This window comes from Flavobacterium sp. 3HN19-14, assembly GCF_051373205.1.
GTDB lineage: Bacteria > Bacteroidota > Bacteroidia > Flavobacteriales > Flavobacteriaceae > Flavobacterium.
The window spans coordinates 2344405-2365333 of record NZ_JBPPZT010000001.1 but is presented as its reverse complement, the minus strand read 5'-3'; the positions used below and the strand labels follow the sequence as shown (position 1 = coordinate 2365333).

Genomic DNA, 20929 nt, shown 5'->3' with positions numbered 1-20929 from the left:
ACTAACATTAATACGCCACCAATTCCTTCAAGGTTTCCTCAAATCTCGATTTCGCCAAATACTGGTCTTCCAATGCCTTCGTAAACGGAATCGGACTGTCCAAACTTGCAACTCGTTTCACCGGCTGATCAAGATATTCAAAGCAATTTTCGGTAATCATTGCAGAAATATCGCTGGCAACACCGCCAAACATCGAATCTTCCTGAAGAATAATCACTTTCCCCGTTTTCTTCACTGAAGCGTAAATTGCTTCGCTATCCAATGGCTGTAAAGTTCTCAGGTTCGAATAAATCTGCTGAGATTTCGGGATTTTTATCCAAAGTTTCCAAAGCCCAATGCACGGCTGCACCGAAAGCAATAATCGTAATATTATTTCCTTCTCTCAATAACGCCGCTTTTCCAAACGGAATCGTGTAATAATCTGAAGGCACATCCTGGTAAACGCTTCTGTACAATTGCTTGTGCTCAAAATACATCACCGGATTCGGATCGTTAATCGCGGTATTTAAAAGTCCTTTCGCGTCGTATGGAAAAGCCGGATAAACCACTTTCAATCCCGGCGTTTTCGTAAACCACGCTTCATTGGTTTGAGAATGGAAAGCTGCGCCGCCTGAGTACCACCGCCGCAAGGCATGCGCACTACAACATCGGCGTTTTCCTGCCAGCGATAATGCACTTTCGCCAGATAATTCACAATCGGGTTGAAGCCTGTAGAAACGAAATCGGCGAATTGCATTTCAACAATCGCTTTGTGCCCGTTGATGGAAAGTCCCATTCCGGCAGAAACTACGGCACTTTCGCAAATTGGCGTATTAATAACGCGTTCCTTTCCGAAAGCCGCCACAAATCCATCTGTGATTTTAAATGCACCGCCATATTCGGCGATGTCCTGACCCATAATAACCAGGTTATCGTGACGCGCCATCGATTGTTTCAAACTTTGCGAAATGGCATCGACTAAACGAATATTTTCAGTTTTATCAGAAGGGCTAACTTCCTCAAACACATAAGGTTTATAAACATCATTTAATTCATCTTCGTAAGTCGCTTCGATTTCAGGTTCTGCATTGGCGATGGCCAGATTATCGTCGATTTCTTTCTTGATTTCATTACGGAAAGCCTCATCATTTTCTTCTGAAAGCACGCCGTTGTCCAACAAATATTTCCTGAAATTATCTACCGGATCTTTAATTGCCCACATGTCCATCAATTCCTGCGGCACATACTTCGTACCACTCGCCTCTTCGTGTCCGCGCATCCTGAACGTCTTGAATTCGAGTAAAACCGGACGCGGATTTTCTATCATCGACGTTTTCAATGCCGATAATTTATTGAAGACTTCAAGTATGTTGTTGCCGTCGATGATATGGCTTTCCATGCCATAACCAATGCCTTTGTCCGCAAGGTTTTCGCAACGGTATTGCTCATTTGTTGGTGTCGAGAGTCCATAACCGTTGTTTTCGATGACGAACATCACAGGCAATTCCCACACAGAAGCTATATTCAAAGCTTCATGAAAATCACCTTCACTCGTTGCGCCTTCACCGGTAAATACAGCAGTGATTTTGCCGTTTTTCTTTAATTTATTTGCTAACGCGATACCATCGGCGACACCTAATTGCGGAGCCAAATGCGAGATCATTCCGATAATCTTAAATTCCTGTGTTCCGAAGTGGAAGCTGCGGTCGCGGCCTTTCGTGAAACCGCTCGCTTTTCCCTGCCATTGCGAGAATAAACGATAAAGTGGAATATCTCGACCTGTAAAAACACCGAGGTTTCTGTGCATCGGCAGGATGTATTCGTCTTTATCCAAAACTGCCGTTACGCCTACCGAAATCGCTTCCTGCCCGATTCCGGAAAACCATTTTGACACTTTCCCCTGGCGGATCAGGATGAGCATTTTTTCTTCTATCAATCTGGGTTTCAGGATTCTTTTATATAAATCTAATAACTGGAAATCGGTGAGGTTTTTTCTGTCGAAATTCATAATAATCAGGTCATTTTTAACGCTCCCAAAAGTATAAAAAAATAACAGTTTTATCTGCGATTGTTAGATAATTTTGAAATCGATTGCGTTAAGTTTTCCGCATAACTTCAAAATGTTTATAACTTTTAAAATGTCATTGCAAAAAATATCTATACATTTGTCATACCAAGGCTTTACAGCCTTTAAAGTTATTAACAAAATTATTTTTAGTATGCAAAACATTCCAAGTGTGGACTTGCGTGATTTCCTGTCGGGTGAACCGGCACGTAAACAAAAATTTGTAAATGAAATCGGAAAAGCATACGAAGACATTGGCTTCGTGGCACTAAAAGGTCATTTTTTAGATGACAAACTTGTTGAGGAACTGTACAGCGAAATCAGGAATTTTTTCGCACTCCCGCTCGAAACCAAATACAGCTATGAAATTCCGGGAATCGGTGGCCAGCGTGGCTATGTATCATTCGGAAAGGAACATGCTAAAGGCCGTTCTGCCGGCGATTTAAAGGAATTCTGGCACTTCGGACAATATGTCGACGCCGATTCAAAATATGCTTCCGAATATCCTGATAATGTGGATGTGAAAGAATTGCCGCGTTTCAACGAAATTGGCAAAGAAACCTACCAAATGCTTGAAAAAACAGGCATTTATGTATTGCGCGCTTTGGCTTTATATTTAGGATTGGACGAATTTTATTTCGATAATTATATCAAAAACGGAAACAGCATTTTGCGCCCGATCCACTATCCGCCAATTACAGATGAACCTGCTGACGGGGCTGTTCGCGCGGCAGCACACGGCGACATCAACCTGATTACGCTTTTAATGGGCGCTCAGGGCAAAGGATTACAAGTACAAAATCACGACGGCGAGTGGTTGGATGCCATTGCAGAACCGGATGAATTGGTGATTAACGTTGGTGATATGTTGTCGCGCCATACGAATAACAAATTGAAATCGACTATTCACCAGGTGGTAAACCCGCCGAGGGAATTGTGGGGTACTTCACGTTATTCGATCCCGTTTTTCATGCATCCGGTGAGCGATATGAAACTCGATTGCCTTGAAAATTGCATCGATTCTGAACATCCGAAATTATACGAAGACATCACTGCCGGCGAATTCCTGCATGAGCGTTTGGTTGATTTGGGATTGATCAAGAAATAATAATAAGCTTATATTTGTAAAAGGCATTGGGTTTTCCTGATGTCTTTTGCATTTTGGATTGACACAGATTTCACAAATTTTCACGAATTTATATTCGCGATTTAATTAGAAATTTGTGAAATTCGTGTTCAATAAAATTATAATAGCAAAGCGAGTAAAATGGACGTCAAAGACCAACTAAAAAACCTCTTCCCCGACCACCAACCTGAGCCGGAAGAAGCCCCAACCACCGAAGAAAAACAGCTCTGGGTGCAAAAAGAACCCATGATCTGCAAATTCGAAAAACGAAAAGGCAAACCCATAACCATAATAGAAGGCTACACCGGCGCAGACGAAGATTTCAAAATCCTCGCTAAAGAACTCAAAACAAAACTCAGCGTCGGCGGCACCTTCAAAGACGATTCGATAATCATCCAAGGCGATTACCGCGACAAGATCATGAAAATCCTAGTAGATAAAGGCTTTAAAGTCAAACGCGTCGGCGGATAAAACAGCCAGCAGATTGCAGACTGCAGTTTTCAGGCATACCAACACCCAAAACCCTATACCCAAACATGATCCTATCCTCAGAACTCATCCTAAACCCCGACGGCAGCGTATACCACCTGAGCCTGCGTTCCGGAACATATCGCGCACGACATCATTTTCGTTGGCGACCAGAACCGCGTAGAAAAAATCACGCAATTCTTTGACAGCATCGAATATTCCGCGCAAAAACGCGAATTCAAAACCCAAACCGGCATCTACAAAGGCAAACGCATCACCGTAATGTCAACCGGAATAGGCTACTGACAACATCGATATCGTCTTAAACGAACTCGACGCGCTCGTCAACATCGATTTGGTGACACGCGAACCAAAGGAAACGCTGGTGTCGTTAAATATCATCCGCATCGGCACATCAGGCTCGCTGCAGGAAAATATTCCCGTCGATAGTTTCGTAATGTCAAAATTCGGCCTCGGCCTCGACAACATGCTCCGTTCCTACCGCATCGACGAAGTTTCCAATAAAAATATCGAAGACGCCTTCATCAAGCATACCAATTGGGATGCGAGAAAGGCCATCCTTATGCCATCGCCTGCAGCGAAAAACTCGAAAAGTTAATCGAAAGCCAGCATATACACAAAGGCATCACCGCAACTGCCGGGGGATTTTACCGTTCCGCAAGGCCGCATCTTACGCTGGAAATCCAGGATCCGGAACTCAACAACAAAATGGATAATTTCAGTTTTGAAGACACGCCAATCACCAACCTCGAGATGGAAACCGCCGCCATTTACGGACTTTCAGCACTGCTCGGCCACAACGCGCTGTCGCTCAACGCCATCATCGCCAACCGCGCGTCGGGCACTTTCAGCAGCGACCCGTATAAAGCTGTCGATGAATTGATTGCTTACACTTTGAATAAACTCGCGAAATAATCTTATTTTTAGTTAGAAGCTAATCCCGCTATCCGCAGTAGTTTTGCGGCTGAACACCAGCCACAAAAGCTACTTGCTGCTATCGGGGCTAGGGCATCCGAGAAACCTGAAACAATATGCATTTAAGAATCGCCCGACATACTGGAAACCTTGAAAAATCACCGCTTTTTACACCAAAGTGCTCGAATTTAAAATTCTTGGGAGTTTCGAAAATCACAGCAATTACAACGGCATTTTCATCGGAAACCCTGAATCTGACTGGCACTTTGAATTTACATCTTCGCCGGAAAATCCAGTACATCAGCCAGACGATGACGATTTGATTGTATTATATCCCACCGAAAAAACAAAATTCGATCAACTGCTGCAAAACATTAAAAATCGCAATATCAAGATCCGCCAGGCCAAAAATCCATACTGGAATGAGAACGGCATTTTGATACAAGATCCCGATGGATATGGGATTGTGATTGCTGCTTTAAAAATAAGGTAAACACCAATTTCACGAATTTCCACAAATTATTTAAATTCGTGTAAATCTGTGTAATTTGTGTTTATTCAATTTAATTATGAATTCAATTATAACCGAACGACTTATATTGCGACCACTGACAATTTCAGATGTTGATGATTTTTTTCTGATGAACAACAATCCGAATGTAAACGCTTATTTGAGAAATCCAATCACAACAAAAGCAGAAGCGAAACAATACATCCAAAAAATCATATCTGAATACGAAAGGAACAATATTGCAAGATTTGGTGTAATTCTAAAAGCAACCAACCGCCTCATCGGCTTCTCCGGGTTAAAATACAGAAACACTCTTGAAAATAACCACATTGATTTTTACGATTTAGGTTATCGCTTTTCTGAAAAACAGTGGCGCAAAGGTTTCGCAACCGAAGCAGCACTGGCTTGGCTCGATTACGGATTTAACACAATGCAATTATCAAAAATTCATGCCTGTGCAGTTCGTGATAATATCGCTTCAAATTCGGTTTTAAAAAAAATTGGCTTTACATTTATGAACCAATATTCAGTCAATAACGAATTGCACAATTGGTACACCATCAAAAAACAAAATTTCAAACCATGAACCTGATTCTCGAAACCGAAAGGCTTCTCCTGCGCCCTATCACACCATCAGATGCCGAAGGAATGTTCGCGCTTGACAGCAACCCGAATGTCCATAAATATCTTGGCAATAATCCGGTGACATCTATTGAGCAAATCCATAAAGTCATTCAAATGATCAATGAACAGTACGAAAAAAATGGCATTGGTCGTTTTGCCGTAATTTTAAAAGAAATAGGTGAATTTATTGGCTGGAGCGGACTCAAATTCGTCACAGAACCTGAAAACCACCACGTCAATTACTACGACATTGGTTACCGGCTCATCGAAGAACATTGGGGAAAAGGCTACGCGCAAGAATCTGCGAAAGCTTGGCGCGATCATGCATTTGACGTAATGAAGGTGCCGGCTATATTTGCTTCAGCACATATTGAAAACGCAAGTTCCATCAATGCTTTGCAAAAAATCGGAATGGAAATCAAAGAACAATACCTGCATCAAAACCTGCCTTGCCATTGGTTGGAGCAAAAATCGCCTCATCGTGGAAAATAGACTTACATCAGACGGAAAATTTACACAACTAATACTTGAAAAAGGTATTGCGACATTTTCAGAAGCGATTCAATATGTTAAAAATCTTCCCTATGGAAGAAACGCGTCGCGCACAGATTTCAGTCTTGTCATTTCCGAAAATAAAGGAAGCTGCAGCACGAAACACGCTTTTTTAAAATCTTTAGCCGATGAAAATAAAGTTCCAGATGTAATGCTTTTCATCGGAATTTATCAGATGAATGGCACCAATACACCAAAAACTGCCAAAATTTTGTCAGAAAATAACATCGATTTCATTCCGGAAGCGCATTGCTATCTCAAAATCAAAAATGATTATCTCGATTTGACTTCTCCAACCGCTTGCTTCGACAATATAAAAAGCGTAATTTTAGAGGAAATAACAATCGATCCGTTGCAGGTCGGAGATTTTAAAATCGGTTACCATCAGGCATTCCTGAAAAAATGGCTTTCTGACTCCCAGTCAGCATTCTCATTTACCGGTTTCTGGAACATCCGCGAGCAATGCATCGAAGCATTATCATCCTGAATCTAAATGAAAACAATAAGAATCGCGGGCGTTCCCGAGCATTTTAACCTACCTTGGCATTTGTCGATCGACAACAATGAATTCGAAAAAGAAAACATCAACCTGCAATGGACAGACATTCCTGAAGGCACCGGAAAACTGTGCCAGATGCTGCGCAACAACGAAACTGATATCGCGGTAATCTTAACCGAAGGTATCGTAAAAGACATCGTTGCGGGAAATCCATCGAAAATCGTTCAGGTTTATGTGGAATCGCCTTTGATCTGGGGAATCCACGTTGCTGCCAGATCCAGATACAAAAAACTTTCAGAACTTGAAAATACCAAAGTTGCCATCAGCCGTCCGGGTTCAGGCTCGCAATTGATGGCGTATGTTAACGCGGGAAATCAGGGCTGGGACACGCAAAAACTCGAATTCGTGACCATCAATACCATTGGCGGCGCGGTTGAGGCCTTGACCAACGGAACAGCAGATTATTTTATGTGGGAAAGATTTATGACGAAACCGCTTGTTGACAATGGCACTTTCCGTAGAATTGCCGATTGCCCTACGCCGTGGCCTTGCTTCGTGATTGCAGTTACTGATAAATTGCTCGAAAGCGATCCTAAAATCGTTCGGAAAATCCTGAAAATCATCAACGAAAGAACCAAGGTTTTCAAGGAGATTCCGCATATTGACATTACGCTTTCCGATAATTACCACCAAAAAATAAAAGACATCCGCGAGTGGCTTTCGCTCACCAAATGGTCGCAAAAACAATTGTCTGAAGAAATGTTAAACAATGTTCAAAATCAATTGCTAACGCTTTCGATTATTGATAAAAAAGGTACTTTTGCTGAAATTGTTAAAAGCTGAACTGAGGTTCCTCACTTCCTGACATGATAAAAATCGGCAAATTTACTTTAGCAGAAATACGGCAGAAACTCCAGATCAAAAGGCCCTGGATTTGGTCATTATTTCTGTGTTGAACCTGCTGATTTCGATCCCGGTCTTTATCATCATTCACCAGAATCTTATTGATCCGGACTGGTATTTTCACATTGACAGGATTTTATTGTTTTTGGTAATTGTCACAGCTTTGTATTTTCTTTTGCGATTGGTGCGGCGCATCATATTAGCGTTCATTCTGCTGTATTTACTGGTACTTTTATACGGAACGCTGTTCAGCGACTACAGCTTTTCAAGCGTTGCAGAAGATTATCGCTCGATGATTTATACGATGTCTGATGATCCGAATCCGCAGGATATCATTATTTCCAAACTGCTTCCTTTTCCGAATAAAAATAAAATCCTGAAAGCCATCGATTTTGACAATCCGAAAGTGCGTAACTTCGCTTTGATGGCGACAACGAAGCATTTTCGCAATGTAAAAGATTACCACAAATACCGCATGATTATTCAGTGTTTCGCTGTTTTTAAGGAAATCCGGAACAATTGGAATTACGTCAACGACCCGAAAGGCCAGGAATATATTGCCAACGCCAGTGAATCGGTCGAACATTTTTCGGGCGATTGCGACGACCACGCGATTTTGATGTCGGCGTGCATCAGGGCAGTTGGCGGCACTCCGAGAATTATCAGTACAGATGCACATTTATATCCCGAAATGCTCATCGGCACCAAAGCCGATTTCGAAGACATCAATTACCTTATTAAAGAAGTGTTGTTCAAGGAAGAAAGCAAAGGAAAAGAACTGCATTACCACATTGACGAGCACGGGCAAATCTGGCTCAATCTCGACTATACAGCCAAATATCCCGGCTGTACCTTTTATGTCTGAGGAAGTTCTGGGTGCACTTACACTATATTAACTTTCTGCGATTTTTTCTGAATTTGATTTAAAATCAGGTATTTATACGTGTATTTTAACAAAGGTTAACATTTACATTTGTCATAACAAAATTAACCTTAACCAATAATCATGAAAAAAATTACATTAAAATTAATGGCTGTTGCTATAGTTGCAATTGCCGTTTTCTGGGCTTGTAAGTCCAGGGAAGAAGCAGAAATCGCAAGTTATTTGCCGCAGGATGTATTGCCGTCATGCACCTTGACCAATGCCGAATTCGACGCTTGGTTTGCCGACGGAAAAGCCACTGAAAACGGCTTCGTAGCTGCTGCGAACAGTCTCACTTTTCCACTCACGAAAAATTGCGATTTCTACCAATGGTCGGAACAAATGTTCTTGTGGATTACGTCGCCTGCAGGAAAAAAATTCGGTGATGGAAGATTTGTTATGGAATCGCCATCGTTCTACACCGTTTCTCCTGAAGATTCATTAGGAAAGCGTACTTTCATCCGCCACGAAAAAGGCAAATTATTGAGCGCTTTTCCAGGAGTAGAGAAAAGTTTCGGTGTTGACAGCGAGCAAGGCCAGGCAACGGGAGATGCATTGATGTCTAAAGATGGTGCCATCGTATATTATATTTCTATGGTCAACGACGTGTATGCACAGTGGCTTACTGCGGTTAAAAATAATCAGATGTCTGGATAAAGATTTCCTACTACACAAGCTGCAGTAGACAGTATTGCCGCATACGCAAAAACAAAAGGTTCTGTTTTACTCGATCCGGAAACACTGGCAATGGAGCTTAAGACTTCCTGGGTAGAAGCCAGCACATTAAAAGATGTAAGTTCTTATATCGTCATTGATGCGATAATTCCAACATACACCAAAACAAAAACCGCCTGGATCATCAGCAAACAGACAAAAACCAAATTGGCTTTGATTGGAATGCATATTGTCGGCAGTACCGCCGGACATCCGGAAATGATCTGGTCGACTTTCGAGCATAAGAAAGTGGCGCCAAATTTAGAATATACTTATCTCGACAAAGACAGCATCGTAAAAACCCGCGCGGCAGATACCGGAAACGACTGGATTTTGAATTCAAATTCAGCAGATACGACTTACAATCACTCACACATGAAATACAAAGGCGACAGTATTTATGCTGACTTTCCGGGAGCTCCTGCCAACAATACGGTTAGCCCGAGTAATACAAAACGCACCAAACCATGGGGATTCGCTAACGGCGGTGTTCCTAACAGGCAGACTGCTACTGTTGCCGAAGCGAACAGCCAAGTGATTTCAATCAACAATTCAATCGACGGAATGCTGGTAGGTAATGATGTGCGTAAGAATTATATGTTCGTAGGTTCTACATGGACACGCAACGGATTCGCGCCAGACGGAACAAGTTATGCTGTTGGTAATACACAAGATGGAACTGCGGTAGGAGGCAGCCAATTGGCCAATGCAACGATGGAAACTTACATTCAAAACGGCGTTTCTTATAACCTTGACGGAAGTTGCTTTAACTGCCATCACGATTATAAATCGCCAAAACCAACATTATTGCCGGATTATCTGAGTCATATTTTCAATGATTTGATTCCGTTGTATACGACGGCACCTGACGGCAAATTCTTCAACAGAAATATCGAAAGTGTGCGGACAGAACCGACCACTGCGAAAAGATCCTAACCAATTTATTTGGAAATTAAACGGGAAATGATTGGCGAAAGCTGATTATTTCCTGCTTTTTTTTTACCACTCAATTTCTTTCTTTCCTTTTGATTTCAGGAATGCATTCGTTTTGCTGAAATGTTTATTGCCAAACCATAATCCGCGATTGGCGCTTAATGGTGAAGGATGCCCACTTTCCAGAATACGGTGTTTGCTGCGATTAATGGCAGCGCCTTTTTTCTTCGCAAACCCGCCCCAAAGTAAAAAAACTACATTCTCTTTCTTATCCGAAATATGCCTGATCACCGCATCTGTGAATTCTTCCCAACCTTTATTCTGGTGGCTTCCGGCTTCGTGCGCGCGAACGGTTAAAGTTGCGTTTAAAAGTAAGACACCTTGGTTCGCCCATCTTTCGAGATTTCCAGATTTTGGAAAAGGTTTATTCAAATCGGTTTCGATTTCCTTGAAAATATTGACTAAAGATGGCGGAATCGCGATGCCGTCGTGAACAGAAAAACACAATCCGTTGGCTTGTCTTGGGCCGTGATATGGATCCTGGCCAATGATGACAACCTCCACTTTATCAAACGGGCAATGGTCAAAAGCTGCAAAAATTTCCAGTTCCAGGCGGATAACAAGTATGCGCTTTATATTCACTTTTCACAAAATCCATCAAATTATTGAAATATGGTTTTCCAAATTCCGGATTCAAATCTGCCTGCCATGATTCTTCAATTTTTACCGCCATTGCTTTTTTCCGTAAAGGTCAAAAAAATCGTTCATACAAGCACTTTTATTTAATAGATTTTAACTTCTGTTCTTCGTAACTTTGTGCGAAATACTGCCTGAGTGCCTGAGTACCTGACCAGCTTAGTTATAATACTGAACTCAGGCGCTAAGTTACTCAGCTACTCAGCAACTTAGTAAATGATATCGATTACCGAAAAAACCTTACAGGATTTACAATTTCCGACGGTTTTAGAGACTATTTCGGCGATTTGCAATACAGAAATCGGCAAACAGAAAGCCCTCGAAATAACACCTTTCAAAGACAAAGAAACCTTGATGGAAGCGCTTTTGCAGACATCGGAATATTTGTCTTCGTTCCAGAATAACAATGCGATTCCGAATCACGGATTTGATGCTATTTCGCATGAATTGAAATTCCTTGCGATTGAAAATAGCTTTCTCGAAGTGGGCAGTTTCAGGAAAATCGCGACTATTTCTGAAACTGCCAATACGCTTTTACAATACTTTAAAAAGTTTGACGATTATTATCCGACATTGAACAGAAAAGCTTCGGAAGTCCAATTAACAAAAGAAATCATCAAATTCATTGACGAAGTCGTAGACAAATATGGAGAAATCAAAGACAACGCTTCGCCTGCATTACTCGACATCCGACGTGATATGAATTTAGTGCGCGGAAAAGTCAACCAAAGTTTCGGAATGGCATTAACGCATTACAATTCGCTCAATTATCTCGATGAAATCCGTGAAAGTTTTGTGCAGAATCGTCGTGTTTTAGCCGTTTTGGCGATGTACAGAAGAAAAGTGAAAGGTTCAATTTTGGGAAGTTCCAAAACCGGAAGCATCGCTTACATCGAACCAGAAGCGACTTTGAAATATTCGCGCGAACTCGCCAATCTCGAATACGAAGAAAAGGAAGAAATTACGCGTATTTTAAAACAACTGACCAATAATATCCGTCCATATTTAGAACTTCTGATTCAATACCAGGATTTTCTGAGTGATGTTGATGTGATTGCCGCGAAGGCGAAATACGCAAGCCGTATCAATGGGATTTTGCCGACAATTACCGAAGAACGGCGATTGTATTTCCGTGATGCCTACCACCCCATTTTGTATCTGAATAATAAACAAAAAAACGAAATCACGCATCCGCAGACCATTGATTTGAATCAGGAAAAACGCATTATCGTGATTTCCGGACCGAATGCCGGCGGGAAAACCATTTCGCTGAAAACGGTCGGATTATTACAACTGATGCTGCAATCCGGGATGCTGATTCCTGTGCATGAACGCAGCGAGACGTTTTTATTTGACCGGATCCTGACGGATATTGGTGACAACCAGTCGATTGAAAATCATCTGAGTACGTACAGCTATCGACTCAAGAACATGAATTATTTCCTGAAGAAATGCAACAGGAAAACAATGTTCCTGATTGACGAATTCGGTACCGGTTCTGACCCTGAACTAGGTGGCGCTTTGGCAGAAATATTTCTCGAGGAATTTTATCATCGGGAAGCTTTCGGGATTATCACAACGCATTACTCCAACCTGAAAATTCTGGCGAATGAACTGCCTTTTGCCATGAATGCAAATATGCTTTTTGATGAAAAGACGCTTGAGCCGATGTACAAATTGGTTTTAGGGCAAGCAGGAAGTTCATTTACATTTGAGGTCGCGCAAAAAAATGGCATTCCGTTCGGACTCATCAATCGTGCGAAGAAGAAGATTGAAGTCGGAAAAGTACGCTTTGACAAAACGATTGCGACTTTGCAGAAAGAGCGCTCCAAGCTAGAAAAAACTTCTCATAATCTCAAAGAAGAAGAAACCAAAGCGCGTGAGGAAAGCAAAAAGATGGAAAACATCAACGTAAAAATCAAGCAAAAACTCGAAAGTTACCAGGAATTATACGACGCGAACCAAAAGCTGATTTACCTCGGGCAAAAAATCGATGAAATGGCTGACCGCTACGTCAACAACAAAAATAAAAAAGAAGTCATCGGCGAATTCCTCAAAATAATCGAAATTGAAAGCTCCAAGCGCAAAAAAGCAACAGTAAAGGAAGTCAAGGAAAAAGAAATAAAGCAAAAACAAATTATCAAGGAAGTCGAAGTCAAGGTCGAGGCAATCCGCAAGGAGAAGAAAGAAAAGAAAATCAAGGCAGCGATGGTGCCTGAAAAGCCGAAACATGTGCTGAAAGTCGGTGACCGCGTTCGTATGCAGGATGGCCGCTCAATTGGTTCAATTGATAAGATTGAAAAGAATAAAGCCGTTGTGAATTACGGGATTTTCACTTCGACTGTGAGTTTAGAATCGCTTGAATTTGTTGAAGCGAAGAAATAACACGAATTACACAAATTAACACGAATAAATTTGTGCTAATTTGTAACCCGAGCGTTGGCGAACTGACGAAGTAAATTCGTTGCAAATAAAAAAGTTATGGAAAATCTTCCAAGAAATAAAAAAATAATCTTGTTTGACGGCGTTTGCAATTTGTGCGATGGCATGGTGCAATATGTCATTAAACACGATAAAAAAGATGTATTCAGATTCGTGGCTTTGCAATCTGAATTGGGACAGCAAATCCTGAATTATATCAGAATTGACACCAAAAATATCGACAGCATCATTTTATACGAACCCGGAAAAGCCTATTTCTATAAGTCCTCGGCGGCAATTGAAATTGCGAAAGAATTGGGTGGAATTTTCACTATTTCAGGAATTTTCAGGATTATTCCGAAAGGACTGCGCAATTTCATTTATGATTACGTTGCGAAAAACCGTTACAAATGGTACGGCCAGAAACAGGAATGTATGATTCCGACGCCGGAATTAAAAGCAAAATTCCTTTAATCTTCTTTCTCCCATTTCCCCACAACAGAAGTTGCCAACGCGTTTCCTAAAACGTTGGTTGCGCTTCTGAACATATCACAAAAGTGATCGATCGGCAAAATCAATGCAATGCCTTCCACCGGAATTTTGAACATACCGCAAGTAGCAGCGACGACAACCAAACTGGCTCTCGGCACGCCTGCAATTCCTTTACTGGTGAGCATTAGAACTAAAAGCATTGTCATTTGTGTACCAATGTCAAGGTGAACGCCATAAGCCTGGGCAATGAAAATACTGGCGAAAGTCATATACATCATGCTGCCATCAAGATTGAAAGAATAGCCGAGCGGCAACATGAACGAAACGATTTTGTCTTTTACACCGAAACGTTCGAGTTCTTCGGTCAGCTTTGGAAAAACTGCTTCACTACTTGTCGTTCCGAACGCGATGAACAATCGGACCGACAATTCTTTTTAATAATGCGGTCATTCGGTTTTTCAGGAAAATGTAGCCGACGAGCAGCAGCACAATCCAAAGCGAAGAAATGCCGACCATGAAAGAACCGAAGAATTTGGCGTAGGTCACTAACAATTCATTGAAATCGCGAATGGCGAAAACGCCGCAATCGCTCCGAAAACACCAAGCGGCGCGAATTTCATCACATAATTTACCATTTTTAAAACGATGTGGGAAGCCTTGTCTAAAGCCGAAATCACGGGTTTTGCGGTGTCACCGATTGAAGCGGCTGCGAGTCCGAAGAAAATGGAGAAAATTACGATTTGCAGGATTTCGTTGCCAGACATCGCCTCGACGATACTTTTCGGGATAATGTGCTCGATGAAATTCTGTGCTGAAAATCCCTGTGTTTTTTCGGTCACCTCTGACGCTGTTGACATGTCGATGTCGGAAAGATGGAGTCCGTGGCCGGGTTGCAGGATATTTACCCAGAACATTCCAATCAATAATGAAATAAACGAAGCGGTAAAAAACCAGCCAAGTGCCTTACCTCCTATCCGCCCGACGGCTTTAATGTCGCCGAGTTTTGCGATTCCGACTACCAAAGTGGTGAAAACCAAAGGCGAAATGATCATCTGTACCAATCGGATGAAAACCGTTGCAAGCATTTTGATGTAACCGCTGAATTCCTTGGCAGCATTGGTGTCGTAACTATTGTGGATGAAGATGCCGAGCACTGCGCCGAGCGCCATCGCAATCAGGATTTGCACGGTAAGATTGGATGCAAAGGATTTCTTCTGGATAGTATTTGTTTCAGTCATTTTATGGTTGTTGGTTTACGGGATGCCTTAGCCCGGATAGCAGCGGTTATCCTTTTATTTTTTTCTTTAAAAAATAAAAGATATTAGCGGATAGCCGGATTAGCTTCTAAAATTATAAATAAGTTTTATTAATCAGGTAAAAATCGGCTAAAACTATGGCTGCCATGGCCTCGACAATCGGCACGGCGCGCGGGACTACGCAGGGATCGTGGCGGCCTTTGCCCTGCATTTCGACGATATTGCCCTGATTGTCGAGGGTTTCCTGCTTTTGCATAATGGTGGCGACGGGTTTAAAAGCAACGCGAAAATAGATGTCCATTCCGTTTGAAATGCCGCCCTGAATGCCGCCTGACAAATTTGATTTTGTTGTGCCGTCGGCGTTGTATATATCGTTGTGCTCGCTGCCTTTCATTTTCGCGCCGCAGAAACCGCTGCCGATTTCGAAGCCTTTTACAGCGTTGATCGACAGCATTGCTTTGCCTAATTCGGCGTGGAGTTTGTCAAAAACCGGTTCGCCAAGACCCATTGGTACGTTTTGGATGACACAGGTAATTGTACCTCCAACGGTATCGCCTTCTTTGCGGATTTCGCGGATGTAGGCTTCCATTTTTTCGGCGGTGGCTTCGTCGGGGCATCGCACAGCATTGCTTTCGGTTCTGGAAAAGTCTAAAGCCTGGTACGGTTTATCGATGAAAATTTCACCTACTGAAGAAACGAAAGCGTTGATTTTGATGTCTGGTAAAATTTGTTTCGCGACAGCTCCAGCCACTACCCGGCTCGCCGTTTCACGCGCTGAACTGCGTCCGCCGCCACGGTAATCACGGATGCCGTATTTTTTTTCGTAGACATAATCGGCATGACTTGGGCGATAAGTGTCTTTGATATGCGAATAATCGTCAGATTTCTGGTTGGTGTTCGGAATGATGAAACCGATTGGCGTTCCGGTGGTTTTGCCTTCGAAGATTCCGGAGAGGAATTGTACCTCATCATCTTCTTTTCTTTGCGTGACGATGGCCGATTGTCCGGGTTTGCGGCGTGTCATTTCGTTTTGGATGGCGGTGAAGTCGAGTGCGATTCCCGGCGGGCAACCGTCGATGATGCCGCCAAGTGCTTCTCCGTGCGATTCGCCGAAAGTGGTGATTCTGAATAATGTTCCGTAAGTATTTCCGGCCATTGCGTTGTATTTGGTTTTTACAAATGTAACGAATTAGATAATTAGTCAATCAGGCAATTAGCGAATTAGCCGATGCCAATATTGTGAAAAGTGGCAGTAGTGTCTTGCCACACTTAGTTTGATGCTTCCCGGCTTATATTCACTACCTGCCGCTGCCTCGCTGATGCTTTCGGCTTATGTTTGATCTTTGACGTTGCCTGGCTGATGTCTTCCGGAAACGGCAGTCATTACATCTGCTAATTTTCTCATTCGCTAATTCGCTAATTTTCTCATTACCTAATTGACTAATTATCTAATTGATAACATTCCCTTATCATCAACATTACACTAAATGTTTTTATTTGCTAAACTTCTAAACCAATTCCGATGAAAAAGAGGAAAGTAGAACTCGTCGTGATTTCCGATTTGCATTTGGGAACTTACGGCTGCCACGCAACAGAATTGTTACAATACCTTTCGTCGATAAAACCGAAAACTTTAGTGCTGAACGGCGATATTGTTGATATCTGGCAATTCCGTAAATCGTATTTTCCGAAATCGCACCTGAAAGTCATCAAGAAAATCATCGATTTTGCTTCGAAAGGAACCAACGTTTATTACATCACCGGAAATCATGATGAAATGCTTCGGAAGTTCAGCGATGCGGTAGTTGGTAATTTTTCAATTGTCGATAAACTCGTTTTAGAACTTGATGATAAAAAAGCGTGGATTTTTCACGGAGATGTATTCGACGCGTCGGTAAATCATGCGAAATGGATTGCCAAACTCGGCGGAATCGGCTACGATTACCTGATTTTAATGAACCGGTTTGTCAATTGGTGCTTGAAGAAGATGGATCGCGAACCGTATTCCTTTTCGAAAAAAATCAAGGCAAGCGTCAAAAAAGCAGTGAAATTCATTTCTGATTTCGAAACTACCGCAACTGATCTTGCGATTGAAAATAAATACGATTATGTGATTTGCGGACACATACACGAACCGAAAATCATTAGGAAAGAAAATAAAAACGGGTCAACGATGTACCTGAATTCAGGCGATTGGATTGAAAACCTTACTGCGCTGGAATACAACAAAAAGCGCTGGAAACTGTACAGTTATTCCGAAGATACCTCACAGGCGGAAGAAGATTATTTTGAAATGGAAAACCAATTGAGCCGACAACTTGTGGCATCGTTGATTTTTTCGAACCGATGAAATCGGAAATTCCGAAATTTAAATTCCAAATTCCAATACAGACATTTCTCGATTCGAATTTGATTTTTGAATTTGATTTTTGAAATTTATTTAGTTTGTTTTAGTATTTTAGCCAAAAAACTAAATTAATCTCAAATTATGAAACATACTGCTCTTATTGCAATTGCTTTGTTCGGTTTGCTGGCTTCGTGTTCACCAAGTGATGATGAAGGTTCGGCTTCGGCTAACGTTTATCTTCCTTTAGGCGCTGATAATTATTGGAATTATGATGTTACCGGAAGTGCCGCTGCCGCAGGGAGGGATTCGCTTTTTGTAGCCAATGATACGGTTATCAACACTAAAACTTACCAAAAATTCAAAACAGGTGCCTTGCCGGTTGGGTTTTATTCGAATTCGCTTAATGGCAACAGCGTAAGGAAAGAAGGCAGCAAATTATTATTAAGTGGCGGTGCCGGATTGGACGTAGCATCAACATTGCCGGTCGATTTAAATCTTACAGATTTTGTTGTTTTCGACGAAAATGCTGCTGATGGCCAAAGTCTGTCGGATGTAACTGATAATATCAGCCAAACATTCCAGGATATTCCGTTGACAATTAAGTATACATTGAAATCAGCTGCAGTAACAACGCTGCCAACCTACACTTCTCCGAATGGTGACACTTATACGGATGTGAAGTCTGTTAAGACTACGCTTCAGGTAAAAGTTGTCGCGACTTACACGGTTGAGGGCTTACCTGTGCCAATTCCGATTACGATTTTGGATAACTATGCAAATGATTCAAATCTCGTTTCTTCGACGCAATATTTTGCGAAAGGTATTGGTGTAGTTTATTCAACGACGACGATTTCTTATGCATTGGCAACCGCAATTCCGGGTACTGATATTCCGCAAAGCGGTACGCAGACACAGGAAGAATTCTTAGACACTTATCATGTTGAAAATTAATCTTATGTGATATAGATTTAACGTAAATCGAATTGAAAACTCCCGGATTGCTTCGGGAGTTTTCGTTTTATTGAGGCATTTCAAAAGTAGGTTTCGTCTGTAAAATCTATGTGCTGCAAAAGTTAATCTTTATATAATATCTTATGATTTGGGCATTTCTTACAGTAAATTAGTACAAATAACCCAAACATAATTATGAAAAAGATTGTTTTATCAGCTGCAATGTTAATCGCATTAGCGTTCAGCACACAAGCACAGGAAATTTCGAAGAACGCTATCGGACTTCGTTTAAGCGATGATAACGCATTTGGCGTGGAGGCAAGTTACCAGCGTGGTTTATCCAAAAACCATCGTTTGGAATTTGATCTAGGATGGCGTGATGCCGATTTTTATGACGAAGCCAAACTGGTTGGAATTTTCCAATGGGTTTGGAATATCGACGGCGGATTCAATTGGTATGCCGGACCGGGCGTCGGAGTTGGAATGTACAGATATGACCACTACTACGGTCGTGAAATTCAAATCATGACGAAGACAGAGGGGCTTTTGCAATCGCTACCGGAGATATTGGTGTTGAATACTTGTTCGACTTTCCGTTGCAACTTTCGCTCGATTTCCGTCCTGAGATTTATCTGAATGATTACAGGGACGATAATTTTGGTGCGAATTTAGGTGTAAGCGCGAGATATAGATTTTAGTGATCGGTATTCAGTGGTCGGTGTTCATTTTACGCTGCCGGACAGTTTGAAATTAAACAAAAACATCCTTTTTACGGGATGTTTTTTATTTTGATATAGCCTTGGAGTTATATTTTACTTTATAATGATCTCTTTTTAGAATTAATTCTTACCACGCAATAAGGCGCCGTAAAAGCATCAGTAGCCACTGCTCCGGGTTTCGGAGTGGTTTCTTTTACGGTAACGATGATGTTTTTATCAGTTTCAGTAACGGTATCAATACCAATTGAATAACCGCCAGTAGGTTTCTCACCCATGCTTAAAATCAGGAAATTAGCGGTATTGATATCATTCGCTCCGATTTTCGATTTTAGATCAGGATCATTTTTTATCATGATAAATTCATCCGGCTGCGAAATGATTTCGTAAAATTTGACTTTCGCACCGTCATAGCTTTTCTGCACTAAAATTTCATACAAAGGCTTTTCGCTAGAAGTTGATTTTGTTGCGCCACAAGAAACCATTATCACCGCTATTGTAAATATTAAAATTCTTTTCATGTTGTTTTCTGTTTTAGCGCCTTTCTGTATAAAGCTTCATACAACGGCAGGATATTTTTGATATCAAATTGCTGCGCAGATTTGAGCGCGTTTTCTTTAAACGTATTTAAAGTTTCATTATTGCTCAGGATTTTAATCGCATTTTCGGCCATTGCGTCAGTATCGCCGACATCACTAAGGTAACCGGAAATGCCGTCGAAATTGACTTCCGGTAATCCTCCAGAATTACTCGAAATCACCGGAACACCCAGGCCATCGCCTCTAAAGCTGCCAGACCAAAGCTTTCCGTTTCAGAAGGCAGCAGGAATAAATCGGAATAACTCAGGATTTTATCAATTTCGTTGCTGTTGCCAAAGAAAATCACTTTATCGGTTATATCAAGTTCACGGCACAGGCGTTCTGCTTTTTCTTTTCGGTTCATCGCCAACCATCATTAATTTTGCCGGCAATTCCTGTTGGATTTTATAAAATATTTTGATAATATCTGGAATACGCTTGACTTTCCTGAAATTACTGATGTGTGTGATAATTTTTTCTGATTCCTTTGCAATAACCGAACGGTAACACGGAATATTCTTATCATCGAGGTTTTTGCCGAGTTCAATAAAATTCGGAATTACATGAATTTCATTCTTGATATTGAAAAGTTTCTGCGTATCGTCTTTAAGGCTTTGGGAAACCGAAGTCACTATATCCGATTTATTGATGCTGAAACTCACCGCCGGCTTATAAAACGGGTGATTACCAACCAATGTAATGTCAGTGCCGTGCAAAGTTGTTACCATCGGGATCTTGATGCCTTCGCCTTTGAGCATCTGCTTGGCCATATAACCCGCGTAAGCGTGCGGAATGGCATAATGTACATGAAGCAATTCAATCTTATATAATTTCACCATATCAACGAGCTTGCTTGACAGCGCCAGTTCATAGGGTTGATAATGAAAAAGAGGATATTCCGGAACGTTGACTTCGTGGTAATGTACATTCGGACTGATCAATGCCAACCTGACGGGCTGGCTGTAGGTGATGAAGTGTATTTCGTGTCCGCGCCGTGCGAGTTCCAGTCCGAGTTCTGTAGCAACGACGCCACTTCCGCCAAAGGTAGGATAACAAACAATTGCTATTTTCATAGTAGGTTTTTAATGACCCGAATTTACAGAAAAATCGCGGATTTTATTTTAAAAATCCTCAAAATAAAAAAGCCAATCCTGAATAAGGATTGGCTTTAAATAATTCATAAATGTTAATCCGCTGATATTACATTTAAATAGAATGTGCTCTGGTAAAGTTTTGGAAA

General features: G+C 41.5%; 16 protein-coding genes and 6 pseudogenes. 16 read left to right on the top strand and 6 right to left on the bottom strand.

Annotated features, from left to right (window positions below; translation table 11 throughout):
- Positions 1-7 precede the first annotated feature (7 nt).
- A pseudogene (locus ACSLFW_RS12765) lies at positions 8-1987 on the bottom strand (alpha-ketoacid dehydrogenase subunit alpha/beta).
- 211 nt (positions 1988-2198) lie between these two features.
- On the opposite strand from ACSLFW_RS12765, the gene ACSLFW_RS12760 reads away from it, so the two are divergent.
- From ACSLFW_RS12760 to ACSLFW_RS12710, 11 genes and pseudogenes are all read left to right on the top strand, one after another.
- A complete protein-coding gene (locus tag ACSLFW_RS12760) occupies positions 2199-3152 on the top strand; it encodes an isopenicillin N synthase family dioxygenase (RefSeq protein ID WP_436556055.1) in 954 nt (317 codons plus the stop codon).
- 159 nt (positions 3153-3311) lie between these two features.
- Positions 3312-3641, top strand: a complete 330-nt coding sequence (locus ACSLFW_RS12755) for a translation initiation factor (protein WP_436556054.1) — start codon at positions 3312-3314, stop codon at positions 3639-3641.
- A 65-nt stretch (positions 3642-3706) separates the two neighbouring features.
- Positions 3707-4574: pseudogene (locus ACSLFW_RS12750) on the top strand (nucleoside phosphorylase).
- 178 nt (positions 4575-4752) lie between these two features.
- Positions 4753-5067: a VOC family protein gene (locus ACSLFW_RS12745; protein WP_436556053.1), complete on the top strand. Its 315-nt coding sequence runs from the start codon at positions 4753-4755 to the stop codon at positions 5065-5067.
- Between the two features lie 76 nt (positions 5068-5143).
- Positions 5144-5671 (top strand): GNAT family N-acetyltransferase, encoded by a 528-nt coding sequence (locus ACSLFW_RS12740; protein ID WP_436556052.1) that lies wholly within the window; start codon positions 5144-5146, stop codon positions 5669-5671.
- Positions 5668-6201: a GNAT family N-acetyltransferase gene (locus tag ACSLFW_RS12735; RefSeq protein ID WP_436556051.1), complete on the top strand. Its 534-nt coding sequence runs from the start codon at positions 5668-5670 to the stop codon at positions 6199-6201. Before ACSLFW_RS12740 ends, ACSLFW_RS12735 begins: the two co-directional genes overlap by 4 nt.
- Positions 6191-6748: a hypothetical protein gene (locus ACSLFW_RS12730; protein ID WP_436556050.1), complete on the top strand. Its 558-nt coding sequence runs from the start codon at positions 6191-6193 to the stop codon at positions 6746-6748. The genes ACSLFW_RS12735 and ACSLFW_RS12730 overlap by 11 nt, the downstream gene beginning before the upstream one ends.
- Before the next feature lie 6 nt (positions 6749-6754).
- Positions 6755-7603: a substrate-binding domain-containing protein gene (locus ACSLFW_RS12725; RefSeq protein ID WP_436556049.1), complete on the top strand. Its 849-nt coding sequence runs from the start codon at positions 6755-6757 to the stop codon at positions 7601-7603.
- Positions 7604-7694: 91 nt separating this feature from the next.
- Complete coding sequence (locus ACSLFW_RS12720) at positions 7695-8528, top strand: transglutaminase domain-containing protein (protein WP_436556048.1); 834 nt, start codon at positions 7695-7697, stop codon at positions 8526-8528.
- A gap of 141 nt (positions 8529-8669) precedes the next feature.
- Positions 8670-9242, top strand: a complete 573-nt coding sequence (locus ACSLFW_RS12715) for a hypothetical protein (protein ID WP_436556047.1) — start codon at positions 8670-8672, stop codon at positions 9240-9242.
- A 90-nt stretch (positions 9243-9332) separates the two neighbouring features.
- Positions 9333-10235 (top strand): hypothetical protein, encoded by a 903-nt coding sequence (locus ACSLFW_RS12710; RefSeq protein WP_436556046.1) that lies wholly within the window; start codon positions 9333-9335, stop codon positions 10233-10235.
- Between the two features lie 63 nt (positions 10236-10298).
- Here ACSLFW_RS12710 and ung read toward each other — a convergent pair.
- Positions 10299-10965, bottom strand: a pseudogene (gene ung / locus ACSLFW_RS12705) (uracil-DNA glycosylase).
- Positions 10966-11144: 179 nt separating this feature from the next.
- Between ung and ACSLFW_RS12700 the strand changes: the two are divergent.
- Both ACSLFW_RS12700 and ACSLFW_RS12695 read left to right on the top strand, forming a co-directional pair.
- Positions 11145-13313: an endonuclease MutS2 gene (locus ACSLFW_RS12700; RefSeq protein WP_436556045.1), complete on the top strand. Its 2169-nt coding sequence runs from the start codon at positions 11145-11147 to the stop codon at positions 13311-13313.
- A gap of 96 nt (positions 13314-13409) precedes the next feature.
- The gene (locus tag ACSLFW_RS12695) at positions 13410-13823 is read left to right on the top strand and encodes a thiol-disulfide oxidoreductase DCC family protein (RefSeq protein ID WP_436556044.1); all 414 of its coding nucleotides are present in this window, start codon (positions 13410-13412) and stop codon (positions 13821-13823) included.
- Here ACSLFW_RS12695 and ACSLFW_RS12690 read toward each other — a convergent pair.
- Together ACSLFW_RS12690 and aroC are read right to left on the bottom strand one after the other, a co-directional pair.
- Positions 13820-15079 (bottom strand): annotated as a pseudogene (locus ACSLFW_RS12690) (dicarboxylate/amino acid:cation symporter). The gene ACSLFW_RS12695 and the pseudogene ACSLFW_RS12690 sit on opposite strands and share 4 nt — an antisense overlap.
- 112 nt (positions 15080-15191) lie before the next feature.
- Positions 15192-16253, bottom strand: coding sequence for a chorismate synthase (gene aroC, locus ACSLFW_RS12685; RefSeq protein ID WP_436556043.1), 1062 nt, complete (start codon positions 16251-16253; stop codon positions 15192-15194).
- A gap of 366 nt (positions 16254-16619) precedes the next feature.
- On the opposite strand from aroC, the gene ACSLFW_RS12680 reads away from it, so the two are divergent.
- The 3 genes and pseudogenes from ACSLFW_RS12680 to ACSLFW_RS12670 all read left to right on the top strand — a co-directional run bounded on the left by ACSLFW_RS12680 (position 16620) and on the right by ACSLFW_RS12670 (position 19093).
- A complete protein-coding gene (locus tag ACSLFW_RS12680; RefSeq protein WP_436556042.1) occupies positions 16620-17447 on the top strand; it encodes a UDP-2,3-diacylglucosamine diphosphatase in 828 nt (275 codons plus the stop codon).
- Between the two features lie 138 nt (positions 17448-17585).
- Positions 17586-18395, top strand: a complete 810-nt coding sequence (locus tag ACSLFW_RS12675) for a hypothetical protein (RefSeq protein ID WP_436556041.1) — start codon at positions 17586-17588, stop codon at positions 18393-18395.
- Positions 18396-18590: 195 nt separating this feature from the next.
- A pseudogene (locus ACSLFW_RS12670) lies at positions 18591-19093 on the top strand (hypothetical protein).
- A gap of 119 nt (positions 19094-19212) precedes the next feature.
- Here ACSLFW_RS12670 and ACSLFW_RS12665 read toward each other — a convergent pair.
- Together ACSLFW_RS12665 and bshA are read right to left on the bottom strand one after the other, a co-directional pair.
- On the bottom strand, positions 19213-19632 hold the full coding sequence (locus ACSLFW_RS12665) for a protease complex subunit PrcB family protein (protein ID WP_436556040.1): 420 nt from the start codon (positions 19630-19632) through the stop codon (positions 19213-19215).
- A pseudogene (bshA, locus tag ACSLFW_RS12660) lies at positions 19629-20762 on the bottom strand (N-acetyl-alpha-D-glucosaminyl L-malate synthase BshA). The gene ACSLFW_RS12665 and the pseudogene bshA overlap by 4 nt, the downstream one beginning before the upstream one ends.
- Between the last annotated feature and the right edge of the window lie 167 nt (positions 20763-20929).

Bases quoted from the DNA above. Each gene is read 5' to 3' on its own strand.
- ACSLFW_RS12760 (WP_436556055.1), top strand. From the start codon at position 2,199: ATGCAAAACATTCCAAGTGTGGACTTGCGTGATTTCCTGTCGGGTGAA.
- ACSLFW_RS12755 (WP_436556054.1), top strand. From the start codon at position 3,312: ATGGACGTCAAAGACCAACTAAAAAACCTCTTCCCCGACCACCAACCT.
- ACSLFW_RS12740 (WP_436556052.1), top strand. From the start codon at position 5,144: ATGAATTCAATTATAACCGAACGACTTATATTGCGACCACTGACAATT.
- ACSLFW_RS12735 (WP_436556051.1), top strand. From the start codon at position 5,668: ATGAACCTGATTCTCGAAACCGAAAGGCTTCTCCTGCGCCCTATCACA.
- ACSLFW_RS12725 (WP_436556049.1), top strand. From the start codon at position 6,755: ATGAAAACAATAAGAATCGCGGGCGTTCCCGAGCATTTTAACCTACCT.
- ACSLFW_RS12715 (WP_436556047.1), top strand. From the start codon at position 8,670: ATGAAAAAAATTACATTAAAATTAATGGCTGTTGCTATAGTTGCAATT.
- ACSLFW_RS12710 (WP_436556046.1), top strand. From the start codon at position 9,333: ATGGAGCTTAAGACTTCCTGGGTAGAAGCCAGCACATTAAAAGATGTA.
- ACSLFW_RS12700 (WP_436556045.1), top strand. From the start codon at position 11,145: ATGATATCGATTACCGAAAAAACCTTACAGGATTTACAATTTCCGACG.
- ACSLFW_RS12695 (WP_436556044.1), top strand. From the start codon at position 13,410: ATGGAAAATCTTCCAAGAAATAAAAAAATAATCTTGTTTGACGGCGTT.
- aroC (WP_436556043.1), bottom strand. From the start codon at position 16,253: ATGGCCGGAAATACTTACGGAACATTATTCAGAATCACCACTTTCGGC.
- ACSLFW_RS12680 (WP_436556042.1), top strand. From the start codon at position 16,620: ATGAAAAAGAGGAAAGTAGAACTCGTCGTGATTTCCGATTTGCATTTG.
- ACSLFW_RS12675 (WP_436556041.1), top strand. From the start codon at position 17,586: ATGAAACATACTGCTCTTATTGCAATTGCTTTGTTCGGTTTGCTGGCT.
- ACSLFW_RS12665 (WP_436556040.1), bottom strand. From the start codon at position 19,632: ATGAAAAGAATTTTAATATTTACAATAGCGGTGATAATGGTTTCTTGT.